At 44.3% G+C, this 12,348-nt stretch carries 10 protein-coding genes; 2 read left to right on the forward strand and 8 right to left on the reverse strand.

Annotated elements, in window-relative coordinates:
• Together CXF60_RS01365 and CXF60_RS01370 are read right to left on the reverse strand one after the other, a co-directional pair.
• The coding region (locus tag CXF60_RS01365; RefSeq protein ID WP_145990191.1) for a hypothetical protein at nt 1-657 on the reverse strand (657 nt) is incomplete at its 3' end.
• A 290-nt stretch (nt 658-947) separates the two neighbouring features.
• Nucleotides 948-3,917: a valine--tRNA ligase gene (locus CXF60_RS01370; RefSeq protein WP_102090471.1), complete on the reverse strand. Its 2,970-nt coding sequence runs from the start codon at nt 3,915-3,917 to the stop codon at nt 948-950.
• A gap of 260 nt (nt 3,918-4,177) precedes the next feature.
• Here CXF60_RS01370 and CXF60_RS01375 point away from each other — a divergent pair, with 260 nt between their 5' ends.
• Nucleotides 4,178-5,272, forward strand: coding sequence for a formate/nitrite transporter family protein (locus tag CXF60_RS01375; RefSeq protein ID WP_102090472.1), 1,095 nt, complete (start codon nt 4,178-4,180; stop codon nt 5,270-5,272).
• Nucleotides 5,273-5,460: 188 nt separating this feature from the next.
• Here the strand turns inward: CXF60_RS01375 and CXF60_RS01380 are convergent, their stop codons facing one another.
• The 6 genes from CXF60_RS01380 to CXF60_RS01405 all read right to left on the reverse strand — a co-directional run bounded on the left by CXF60_RS01380 (nt 5,461) and on the right by CXF60_RS01405 (nt 10,551).
• Entirely contained in the window at nt 5,461-6,384 is a 924-nt protein-coding gene (locus CXF60_RS01380; protein WP_101206055.1) for a bile acid:sodium symporter family protein, read from the reverse strand.
• Between the two features lie 305 nt (nt 6,385-6,689).
• Nucleotides 6,690-7,196, reverse strand: coding sequence for a YbjQ family protein (locus tag CXF60_RS01385; protein ID WP_102090473.1), 507 nt, complete (start codon nt 7,194-7,196; stop codon nt 6,690-6,692).
• A gap of 78 nt (nt 7,197-7,274) precedes the next feature.
• Nucleotides 7,275-7,715 (reverse strand): YbjQ family protein, encoded by a 441-nt coding sequence (locus tag CXF60_RS01390; RefSeq protein WP_227526636.1) that lies wholly within the window; start codon nt 7,713-7,715, stop codon nt 7,275-7,277.
• Between the two features lie 108 nt (nt 7,716-7,823).
• Nucleotides 7,824-8,381 carry a YecA/YgfB family protein gene (locus CXF60_RS01395; protein ID WP_057761653.1) on the reverse strand — a complete coding sequence of 186 codons (558 nt, stop codon included), beginning with the start codon at nt 8,379-8,381 and terminating at the stop codon, nt 7,824-7,826.
• Between the two features lie 289 nt (nt 8,382-8,670).
• On the reverse strand, nt 8,671-8,907 hold the full coding sequence (locus CXF60_RS01400; RefSeq protein ID WP_057761656.1) for a PA3496 family putative envelope integrity protein: 237 nt from the start codon (nt 8,905-8,907) through the stop codon (nt 8,671-8,673).
• 186 nt (nt 8,908-9,093) lie between these two features.
• Nucleotides 9,094-10,551, reverse strand: coding sequence for a hypothetical protein (locus CXF60_RS01405; RefSeq protein ID WP_102090474.1), 1,458 nt, complete (start codon nt 10,549-10,551; stop codon nt 9,094-9,096).
• A 417-nt stretch (nt 10,552-10,968) separates the two neighbouring features.
• Between CXF60_RS01405 and serB the strand changes: the two genes are divergently transcribed.
• Entirely contained in the window at nt 10,969-12,159 is a 1,191-nt protein-coding gene (serB, locus tag CXF60_RS01410) for a phosphoserine phosphatase SerB (RefSeq protein WP_102090475.1), read from the forward strand.
• The last annotated feature ends 189 nt before the right edge of the window (nt 12,160-12,348 follow it).

Below are 12,348 nucleotides of genomic sequence, written 5' to 3' on the forward strand. Positions count from 1 at the left end.
TTTAAAATTTAAATTTTGGATATCTACATCTTTTAAAAAGTCACACTCAAAAAATACATTGCATAACTCTTGTTTATTATCATCTGAAGCAGATAAATAAACATTATTATGGAAATTACAACTTATATAACGGTACTTTTCACCAAAGCCATTCTTATAGAACGGAGTAATATAAATGTCTTTTATAAAATCACATAATTCAAAGTACATATTATCATTTGTACTGAGTCGACTTGAATCGAACTTACAGTTGATAAAATCTATTCTACCTAGTCTATATAGTACCTCCTTAGTTTCACTAGTTACATAAATTAGATTGTCGTCTTTCGGAAAGTGAATATCCTTAATACTTATACTAATAGATTTCAATCTATCACCTAAACTACTAGAAACACCTGAATACTCCCCTATGCCCAAATAGACTTTCAGATCATTAATATCCTTATCAAGAGCCTCAGCTTCGTACTGATTTTCACACTCTGATCGTAACTTTTCAAGTTGAATAAAAACCTCTTCTGATATATAACTTTCCAGTAATTCATAGAATTTCAGCAAATAACAATGAAAATTATTTGTATTTTTATCTTTAAGACTTAGTTGATATTTATCAAGTAAATCCGAAGCCTTATTAGAGAAAATAACAGAATTACTTTGCATATGTTTAAACTCTTTACTAAATTTATATTTCTCTAAAACTAAAACTTAATATAGCTAATACTATTAGACTGGATAGAGTCTATAATATCCAACAGTTAAGGCATGTTTTGGTTTTGCACCTCAATGCCAACCTACCCTATACTTTCTTACTTAGGTCACTCTTATTGTTCTTGCGCGAGGGACGAGCGCCGAGCGAAGCCTTTAAAAAGACACTGCCTCATGCATCGCATATTTGCCCCTTATTAAAGGACTCCGATGCTGAGGCCATGCTTTCTAATCTTTTGCCTTTTTTACAACGCCTTCAATTGCTCCATCTGCGCCGTCATCGCGGTCAACTGCCCTTCTAGCTCAGCCAGTTTCGCTTTCTCAGCATCGACCACTTCCGCAGGCGCTTTACTGACAAAGCCTTCATTACCTAGCTTACGAGCGATACCGTCAGCTTGCTTCTGTAGTTTTTCATGCGCTTTGCCCAAACGTGCCAGCTCAGCCGTAGGATCGATTAGCCCTTTCATCGGTACGAGTACCCGTAGCTGACCGACCATACTTGATGACGATAGCGGCACGTCATCACCTTCTTTGACGATCTCTAAGCTCTCGACTTTGGCAAGCGCTTTGAACTGGTTTTTGATGCGTGACAGACGCGCATCTTCGTCGCTAGAGATATTTTGTAGTAGCACTGGCAGACGTACCGCGTTACCCAGTTTCATCTCACCACGGATGTTACGGACGCTCGCGATGAGTTCTTGTAGCCACGCCATATCCGCTTCAGTCTGCTCACTGATTTGGCTGGCATCGGTCTGTGGATAGTCAGCGACCACGATGCTGTCGGTGTTTTTACGACCCAGTAGCGGCGCGATGGTCTGCCAGATTTGCTCAGTCAGATACGGCATGATTGGATGGGTGAAACGTAGCGCCGTCTCTAGTACGTGCAGTAGTACATAGCGGATTTGCGCTTTGCGCTCGTCCGATACCGAGTCATCATTTAGGCTGGCTTTGGCAAGCTCAACGTACCAATCACAGTACTCGTTCCAGATAAACTCATAGATATCTTGGCTGACCATATCGAGACGATACTGAGCGAAATGCTGATGAATATCTTTGATGCTAGAGTTCAGACGACTCATGATCCACTTTTCTGGCAATTCCCATACGTCAGGATTCGCCGTTTGGTCGATAGGCTTGGCATTGCTGTCGCCATCGACACAGTTCATCAGTACAAAGCGGCTAGCGTTCCAGATTTTATTACAGAAGTTACGATAGCCCTCGACACGCTTTAGATCAAAGTTGATATCGCGACCAGTACTGGCCAATGAGGTAAAGGTAAAGCGCAGTGCATCGGTACCATACGCTGGGATGCCTTCTGGGAACTCTTTACGCGTTTGCTTTTCGATTTTGGCCGCGTCTTTCGGGTTCATCATGTTGCTGGTGCGTTTTTCTACCAACGCTTCTAGCTCAATACCGTCGATGAGATCGATCGGATCTAAGACGTTACCTTTTGATTTTGACATTTTTTGACCATTGCCATCACGTACCAGACCATGCACATAGACGGTCTTAAACGGTACTTGCGGCGTGCCGTCTTCGTTTTTTACGAAGTGCATGGTCATCATAATCATGCGCGCCACCCAAAAGAAGATAATATCAAAACCTGTCACCAGCACGCTGGTTGGATGAAAGGTGTCCATCACGCGTGGATCGGCGTTGACGTCTGCCCAGTCAAGCGTACTGAACGTCCATAGACCCGAGCTGAACCATGTATCGAGTACATCATCGTCTTGGCGCAGTTTGACATCGTCGCTTAGGTTGTATTTAGTTCGCACTTCCGCCTCATCACGGGCGACATAAATCTCACCTGTCGCATCGTCATACCATGCAGGGATACGATGACCCCACCACAGCTGACGGCTGATACACCAGTCTTGCAGGTCGGTCATCCATGCCATATACATGTTTTTGTACTGGGCAGGGACGAACTCAATGCTGCCGTCTTCTACCGCGTCAATCGCAGGCTTGGCAAGCTCTTTGACCGCGACGTACCACTGATCGGTCAACCACGGCTCAACGATCGTACCGCCACGCTCAGCACGTGGGGCTTTTAGCGCATAGTCCTCGATGTCTTCTAGCCAGCCCTGCTCGCCTGCTTGCTCTACAAGGAATTTACGCGCGGCAAAACGCTCAAGTCCTGCATATTCGCTCGGTGTAGTCTCTAGCTCTGGCTCACGTGTTTGCAAATCAGGATAAACTTCCATCGCTGGCAAAATGTTGGCGCGCTCATCAAGGATGTTAATCAATGGCAAGCTATGACGACGACCCAATTCATAATCGTTAAAATCATGCGCTGGAGTGATTTTGACACAACCCGTACCGAAGTCTTTTTCGACATAGTCATCGGCAACGATAGGCACGACACGACCCGTAATTGGCAAGGTAATGGTTTTGCCGACTAAATGCGCATAACGCTCATCGCTCGGATTGACGGCGACAGCGGTATCACCAAGGAGTGTCTCAGGACGCGTGGTAGCGACGACCAGATAGTTTTTACCATCTTGGGTGGTTAGGTCTGTATCGGTGAAATGATAGCGGAAATGCCACAAGCTGCCTTTTTCGTCATGGTTTTCTACTTCTAAATCAGATAATGCGGTTTGGAACTTTGGATCCCAGTTAACTAAGCGCTTACCACGATAAATTAAACCATCATCAAATAGACGAACGAACACTTCTTTTACCGCATTGGACAGACCATCATCCATGGTAAAGCGCTCACGCGACCAGTCAACCGAGCTGCCCAAACGGCGAATCTGGCTAGTGATATTGCCGCCTGACTCTTCTTTCCATTCCCAGACTTTATCGATGAAATCTGCACGCGTCATATCACGGCGCTTGATACCTTGCGCCTCCAGACGACGCTCAACGACCATCTGGGTTGCGATACCCGCATGATCCGTACCCGGCTGCCACAGCGTATTGTCACCATCCATACGGTGATAACGGGTGAGCGCATCCATGATCGCATTGTTAAAACCATGACCCATGTGTAGCGAGCCAGTGACGTTTGGCGGTGGCAAGGCAATAGAAAATGACTCGTCTTTATCAAAAGTCGGCTGAAAATAGCCGCTTTCTTCCCAGCCTTGGTACATACCTGCTTCAACTTCCGCAGGGTTATAGGCGCTCTCTAATTGGCTTAGCGCCGCTTGGATCGACTGGGTCAGATTGGTTTTCGCATTGCTATCAATGCTGGTATCGGTATTAGGATTGCTCATAATAGGGTGATCTTATTGTTGATAATGAATGTGGTCAAAATGAGATAGCGCGAAACGCTATAAAAACAGGAAAAGTAGTTGATAGTGTGATTTTAACGCAGATAGGCAGATTTTGTTAGATGGTAAGGCAATTTATAAAGCCTGAAGGCGATTTATTACTCAAATTGTTAATCAATTAACAACAGCAATCAAAAGAATGGGAAATATAATAGAGATTACTTATGTAACAAAATCATTAGCCTATAACCAGCGAGCCAACCGTGTCCCAAGATACCGAGCATGACCATGATTCTCAGGCTAATCGACCAAACGATGAGCGTACAAATGCGAGTACCACTACTCCTGTGCCTGAAGGTGGCGATACACCAAAAGAAAGCGGCAGCCCTTCTAAAGACATTGAGGTAGACAAGGAAGCAGACGAACCTATTAAAGCCACCGAAGACTTAGAAAATGACGACTTGCCAGAAGAAATTAGCGACGAAGACAAAGAAACCATCAAAAAGGTCGCCAGTGACGACAATCTAAGCCAAGCAAAAAGCTACGCCAGTATCTTAGTTGAGCAAGTTATCCATGCCAAAGAAACCTTTGAGCGTTCACTTGGTTCGTTATTTACCAGTGCCTTTACGGCTGGGCTAGAGATTGGCATCAGCTTTTTTATGATTTTATCAGCGTTTGCCTTGCTCAATGACGTGATACCAAGTCGCTATGCCATGGTGCTGTCGTCACTGCTGTATCCAATCGGCTTTATTATCGTGGTGATTGGTCAGTCGTTATTATTTACGGAGCAGACTTCCCTCTTGAGCCTGCCTGTCTTAAATAAAATTGAGCCGCTACATAAGCTGTTACGGCTATGGGGCATTGTCATCGCTGGTAATATCGTTGGCGGTTGTATCTTTGCGGCGTTAATGATTGGTCTGGGGCTACGTATGCACCTGTTTACAGACCATGCTATTGATGTTTATGCCGAGCATATCTTAGGTTTTGAGTGGTGGGTTATTTTTGGTAGCGCCGTGCTGGCAGGTTGGATGATGGGCGTGGCCGCATGGCTAGTGACCTCTGCACGAGATACGCTTAGTCGTATCGTACTGGTGACGCTGATTACTGGTAGTATTGGTTTTTTAGGCTTGCATCATAGTATCGTGGGTAATATTGAGGTATTTTCAGCGCTGCTATACGGCAATACCGTCAGTCTTTGGCGCTACTTGGTATTTTTAGTTGTGGTACTGGTGGGCAATACGGTCGGCGGTGTGGTATTCGTCGCGGTACTCAAAAACCGTACGTTCTTATTTGAAATTGAAAAAGTCAAAGAGCAAGCCGCCGAGGCAAGAGCGAAAATGGACAGACGAAGATTCTAGACTTGAGATAAACTGGTTTGAGCTAAACTGATTTGAGTTAAAACGAGCACTAAACACAAAAGCCCATAACCTGCTTCATTATACAAAGCGGATTATGGGCTTAATTTATTGCACCATACACTGTTGGTTTTTGCCAAGTACTGTCTCAACTGGCGCAACAATGCGTTACTACGGTTATTTTAAACCTCTTACATTCTACGTGCTGCCAATACGCTGTTTTCTATCTCAGTTCTTTTGGCTTTATTATGCTGGGCAGTAAATACTCTGACCATGATACCAGCGGTCAAGAACATGATTAGCGTATAAATGGCTGGCGTCATCGACATCTTATAGTTAGCCAATAGCGTCAACGCCATAAACATTGAAAGCGTACTGTTTTGTAGGCCGACTTCCATAGTAATCGAGCGTCTTTGCGCAGGATTTAGACCGAACCATTTACTGGTGTAATAACCAAGCGCCATCGTCGATACGTTCAATATCAATGCCACAGGGCCAGTAGCGATTAACGCTTCAACGATAATGTCTCGTTGCACATAGCTTAAGAAAAGTACCAAGAAGCTCAAAAATATCACGCCAAAACGAGACACCATCACCTGTCCCTTATCTGCCGCGTTAGGCGCATAGCGTTTGATCAACATACCAATACTGACGGGTAAGATAGTCAGAGCGATTAGGCTGATCATGGTCTTGACCACTGGCAACTGAAACTCACTACCCGCACCCATGAAGTATACGAGCGAAAAACTGAGGACGATAGGAATGGTAAATACGGTAATGACACTGGCAATAGCGGTCATGGTGACCGAAAGTGCGACGTCACCTTTAGCTAAATAGGTAAATAGATTCGATGTCGTGCCACCAGGACACAGTACTAGCAACATAACTCCAACGGCATACTCTGGCTCGAGAGACATGGAGGTTGCCAAAGCAAAACCTACCAATGGTAAGAATATTAGCTGATTGGTCAAGCCTATAGCGACTGCTTTAGGGTATTTGACGACTCTCTTAAAATCATTGGTAACTAAGGACAATCCCATCCCCATCATAATCAAAAAGATACTAATGGGAATGACTTTTGCATTTATAAACGTGACTAACTCAACACCTTCCATAACTACATCCTTGTAGATAGAGCCCTTACACGGGCAGGTTTATGACAACCTCGTCATGCTCAATCAGCCAATCCTGCTGATATCTTGGGTAAAAGCCACCGACGTTGTCAGCTCTTTATATGACACTTTTCCATACAGTCGTGTTTTTAAACCGACAATTTTTGATAAAACTGGTTACTACGAACCGAAATAATAACGGAACGGCAAAATTCAGTATATCGTTGTAAAAGTGTATGGTTTTGATTTTTCTGACTACTCGTCAGTCAATTATAGGTTTTTACACTTGATAAAAAAGTAGAAATGATTTAGGCGGGGATTTTATGATTTATAGCAGATGTAGAGTGAATATGGTTAATACTGATAACAGCTGTACCGTAGGCGATGGCTTCGACCATACTGCCTAATTGGTTGACATTGGTTACCTCAAGGCGTAACCCATAGATATGTGTGTAGCCTTTGGCTTTTGCCTCAGTCCGCATACGAACAATGGCTTCGCGGCGCGCACGATCTAGCAAAGTCTCATAGGTGGTTAAATTTTTACCAAAGACACTTAATACGCGAGCGATAATCATTTTGAAGTAATCTTGAGCGATGACGACACTACCAAGCACTAGCTCGCCTTCACTGCCCGCTGCTAACTTGGGACGATATAGACGTTCGCTTGAGACAGTGATATCGCCCAATGCTTGCTCTGCTACTGTTAGCTGTGCCAAATGCTGACGCTCATGGCGTGACCCGAAGAACCAGCCAGCTGCGAATAAGAAGACAAACGGCCCGTAATTGATGAGCACTTGCGTGAGTGAATCATTCATAGCACGTTTCTCATCATAAAAAGCATCGGTGCTTTTAGCATTGTAGGATTTGGTATTGTAGCTTTTAGTATTATAGAATCAACCAAAAGGATTGAAGCGCGGTAAATCATCGGGTGCGACTTGGGTCTGAGTACTCACATTTTGATTAGAATGGTTGTAACCATCGCTTGGCGGGTTTTGATATTGCTGCTGTGATATCGGCGCGACCTTGACCGCCGTACCATAGACAAACAGCTCTGAGGCACCTTGGGCGATACTAGAAGTCGAAAAACGTAGACCGACCACCGCATCAGCACCGAGCGCCTCTGCTTTGACAATCATGCGATCGATTGCTTCTTGGCGTGACTCTTCTAATAGCTCGGTATAAGCCGTCAGCTCACCGCCAACGATGTTTTTTAACCCAGCAAACAGATCCTTGCCTACGTGCTTTGAACGCACGGTACTACCGTACACCACGTCTAGGCGTTCAGTGATTTGATAGTTAGGTAAGTGTTCAAGGTTAGAGAGTTGCACAGTCATAGGACGACCTTATCGGTGACTTATAAAATATATAGTAAATCAAAGCGCTGCGATACAGCATAGACAAGACAGAAACAGCACCGTTAACAGCGCTGTTTCTTAGCTTTATTAATCGTTGGTATGAAACAATAAAAACAGCTCAGTCAAATTGCCTTCGATGCTATTGGCCATCTGTACCATTTTGTCTTCGTCTTTACGCATCTCAGATAGCTCTGGATCTTCATCATCGATACCGCTAAGTACGATCATTGGCAAGGTCAATACTGCGACGTCTTCTGCCGTTTCTTGATCTTCAAACCAATCACTCGCTTCATCACCATACATAGCATCGACAAAACCAATTGACCAAGCAACGATGTCTGACTCGTCAGAGAAATCAACCGCCACTTCTTCGTTACCAGCATCTTCACCAAATGGTAATTCAATAGGCGTCTCGTTTTTTAGCTCAGCCATGATCGAATCGCGCCAGCGTTTGATGCCGTCGATAACGTTTTCTGGAATTTCACTTACGTGACCTTCGAACAGGGCATCCATCCAGTTAGGCAATGGACGACCGATGACTGTCGCTGTCAAAAAACCATGCGCTGCGACACTATCTAGCACAAACTGGCTTTCTTGATTGTCCAAATAGTCTAGTAATTCATCAAAACTTAGTTGGTTACTCATAATTTGGTTTTCCTTAGCAGATAGATGTCATCAATCGCAGTGGGCGATCGGTTAAATAAAAGAGGACGAGTACTTATTTTAAGACTAAAGGCTGCTTAATTAATCAAACTCAAGCAACCTCTATCAGGTAAGTATTATCGAGATGAACTGGTTGCGAGCAACCTAGAAAATTAGCAAACAACAGGCAACCAGTTTGATGGGATGAATAATTTTAGTCATTAAAATAGCCACTGCCGTTAAAGTAGCCACTAGAGCACTTTAGTCCACTGAAACGACGGATGCCGACAAATTAAAAATCGTCATCATCCCAATCGTCACCGTCTTCATCGAAGTTGTCTATGTCGTCTAGATCGTCTTTTAACTCTTTAGCCAAACGCTTTTCTTCTAGCAAATTATCGATTAGCCGACGTTTTTCAAGACTACTTAAACGTGTACGTACGCTCGTCTCAGCTTCTTCAACCATCTTTGCATCATCATCGTCGACAAAATCATCATCAAAATCGTCGTCAATATCAGCGTCACTCATGACAAACTCCTATCATTTTTAGGCAAGGGTATTAAGAATACATCAATATATATATGCCTTATAAAGTCTCTATTGAATGTTGTCAATCCTTTTTCGCAATATGGTACATTTCAACCCTACGATTAAGATAGTCCAGTAGGCTATATAACAGACAATTGTAATATAAATGACCAAATACAGTGGGCATTAAATGTGTAGCTCATCCTCATCTTCAATCATCAGAACTGCGTTGCGCACATCAGCCAAACGCTGAATCAATGAGTCGTTAGCCCCATCAAATATCGCACACTCACGCTCGTAGACAGTGGTTGGGCGCATGATGTTATGTACTTGTACATGATTGCTGATTTGCTTGAGACCGGCATTTGGCAATAATATTAATAGCTGCTCTTTTTTGCCAATACTCTGGAGCAAGTGAGTCATTGGCTCTGACTGCGCCTCATCGCTCACGCCCGCTTTTGCTGGCAAGGCAAAGCGCGACAGCTCAATGTGCTTGTCGTGGATAATTTTGTTGAGCATTAAGTATAGCTTGGCAAGCATCACGCCTGCGAGCGCTACTTTTGCGTGGCTATTATCAGCCTTTAGTACCACACTTGCACCATTGTCTTCAAAGTGCGCTTCATTCATCGCACTCACGCCCAATAGCAATGGTTGTCTTAACAACTCAGTCACGGCTTGATTCAGCAGCTGGGTGCAGAGCGCTAGATACGGAAGACGCTGCGCAGGTGCAAGGCGTTCAAGCATATTGAACTCATCATGGAATACGATTTGAACTTTGACGCTATCAACGGCTCGGGTGGCAGACAGTTTAGACGTATGGCTGGCAGCTTGAGAAGCAACACCGTCTGTATCTGCTATTTCGCTTTCGCCACCTTCACTCGCACTCGCTAGATTTTCAGTATCGCTACCTGTCTCTTGGTTTTGCTGAGTTCTAAGGTACTCGTTCACTTCATTATGCACATTAAACTTTCGGGCATTAGTCACTTCGTCATCTGTGGCATTAGCCGTATTATCAGTCGCTACTTGACTGTCTGCTAAATGAGACGCTGATTGACCCGTTGACTGGCGCTCAAGTTCACGGTCATAGCCGCGTTGATCGACTGGTCTATATTGGTCACGATACAGCTCTTGGATATCTCGACTTAATGCATTGATTTGCTCTTTGGTCGGACGAGCGAGGTAACCGTAAATCAACCAAAGCAGTAAATGTAGCAGCATGGTGCCGATGACGAACGGCCATTGCATGGCGATAATCTCGCCTTTGCTGACGTCTTTTAGGGTCAGTGCAACGCTACCGATAACTGCATCGCCATTGGTGGCGATTTGACGAATGGTGTCACCTTGCTGCATTGGCGCATTGCCTACTGGCACCAAGATATCATCGTTGTTGTCCTTAATCAGTATCCGTGTGACGTCTTGCTCGCTGGTATAGCGATTGGCAATAACGCTTAAACTCACACGGTCTTTATTTTCTAAGGACAACCTTGCTTCATCAATCAGCTGGGCGACCATCTGCTCGCCTTTTAACGCACGACTATTGCTCAGCTGTTGGTCAGTACTAATGACCAATAACAGCGTCTGCAAACAAAAACTAACCAGAAGAATAATGGCAAACAACCCTTGCCGCGGCGCTAAATACGTCATGATATGTTAAACTTTTTTGGAGAGAAGAAATTAAAAAACGAGGCTATTGCTCATTTTTTGGCTAATTTTTAAACAATTGTAATATGTGCCAACTATGATGCGCACGTAGTAATAAAGCGGTACTGATTATTAACGACTATCAACACCATCAATATTGTTGCTAGCTTCGCAACCTTTTGCGAATGCACTGTCGGTAAACAGCCAGCTTATCTCATCTACTATATCACCATAATAAGCCTTATAGCGTGAGCGCTTTATAAATTTATCATAATAACTCTATCGCGTTTTCTATGGCTTCTTACGCCATAAAATCTGTTTTTTAGCATCATTGTTACTTTGCGCGTCATCTATAGGCGTTGCCCAGTAAAACTGTTATTATTCCTAATCTTATATGAGCATACAAGGGACAATTGAGCCATGCCAAAAAATACATCTTATTCGTTACCAAAAGACAGCAAAGCATGGCAACAAGCCGTCGATTCTATTGCGGCATTATTACCCGAAGATACCAATTTGCAAGACTTTGATGCGCTACAGTCGCTACCTGTCTTTGCGCTCATCGTAGTACTACCTACTCAGGTATCCGCGTTAGATATTCATCAGTACGTTCAGTCGTGGGTCGATGAACAGCCAAGCTGGCATCTAGTGACCGTTGCCGAAGATACTGACGCTAGCTTCGTCAATATCATGGTATCTGATACAGAGCCTACAGCAGCAGACGCACAGCGCCTACCCTTTACCCATACTCAGGTCTACCGTTATCTGCTAGTACCAGTCACTGACACACTAATGCACCCTGGTAAAAAAACCGCAGCCGCTCACATCATTGATGATCAGCTGACCACTCGCCTGCGTCGTGACCTAACTGAAGAATATAACAATACACGCAGTGCAGATAGCACAGGCAACATAAACGTCGTAGACTGTCATATCTTGTCTGTTGGTCATATGCTACGGACGCACAAACTTGCCTGCTTTGATATGGACTCGACCTTGATTGAGCAAGAAGTCATCGTAGAGCTAGCAAAAACGGCTGGGATTGGCGAAGAAGTTGAAGCCATCACTGAAGCCGCAATGCGCGGTGAAATTGATTTTGACGAATCGTTTGCTCAGCGTGTGGCCTTGCTAAAAGGCACTTCTACTGATGTGCTTGATGATATCTGTAGTCGCTTAACGTTATCGACTGGTGCGCGCACGACGATCAGCGCGTTGAAAGCATTGGGTTATCATACGGTGCTGGTCTCGGGCGGCTTTACTTATTTTGCCCGTTATATCGCTGAGCAGCTAGGTATCGATGAAGTACATGCCAATGCTCTAGATATCGAGGAAGGTGAAGTCACTGGTCATGTACAGTGGCCTATTGTCAATGGTGCCAAAAAAGCCGCTATCGTTGAGCATACTGCCGAGCGCTTAGGCATTGAGATGTCACAAGTGGTCTGTGTCGGTGACGGTGCTAATGACTTACCGATGATGGCACTGGCCGATCTGGGTGTGGCCTATCATGCCAAACCAATCGTTCAAGCACGTGCTGATGCCGCTATCAACGTGACAGGACTTGAAGGTACTTTGTACGCTCTTGGCTATCCTGCACTGGCGCCTACTGAGTAATTGCAGAACGCTTTATACCATTTAATAAGCTAGGTTAATGTTTTGTCATTAATCTGGCTTTTATGCTTTAGGGCGTGGCTTAAACAAGAAAAGTAGCGTAGATAATATCGATATATTAACCAGCTATTTGACGATGTCTGACAAGATTTAGCCATTTTAGTCCAGTTAAACGACTATCAAATGAATTGA

This window comes from Psychrobacter sp. 4Bb (assembly GCF_002836735.1).
Lineage (GTDB): Bacteria > Pseudomonadota > Gammaproteobacteria > Pseudomonadales > Moraxellaceae > Psychrobacter.

Bases quoted from the DNA above. Each gene is read 5' to 3' on its own strand.
- CXF60_RS01400 (WP_057761656.1), bottom strand. From the start codon at position 8,907: ATGAGTGACGCTGATATTGACGACGATTTTGATGATGATTTTGTCGAC.
- CXF60_RS01395 (WP_057761653.1), bottom strand. From the start codon at position 8,381: ATGAGTAACCAACTAAGTTTTGATGAATTACTAGACTATTTGGACAAT.
- CXF60_RS01405 (WP_102090474.1), bottom strand. From the start codon at position 10,551: ATGACGTATTTAGCGCCGCGGCAAGGGTTGTTTGCCATTATTCTTCTG.
- serB (WP_102090475.1), top strand. From the start codon at position 10,969: ATGCCAAAAAATACATCTTATTCGTTACCAAAAGACAGCAAAGCATGG.
- CXF60_RS01390 (WP_227526636.1), bottom strand. From the start codon at position 7,715: ATGACTGTGCAACTCTCTAACCTTGAACACTTACCTAACTATCAAATC.
- CXF60_RS01380 (WP_101206055.1), bottom strand. From the start codon at position 6,384: ATGGAAGGTGTTGAGTTAGTCACGTTTATAAATGCAAAAGTCATTCCC.
- CXF60_RS01370 (WP_102090471.1), bottom strand. From the start codon at position 3,917: ATGAGCAATCCTAATACCGATACCAGCATTGATAGCAATGCGAAAACC.
- CXF60_RS01385 (WP_102090473.1), bottom strand. From the start codon at position 7,196: ATGAATGATTCACTCACGCAAGTGCTCATCAATTACGGGCCGTTTGTC.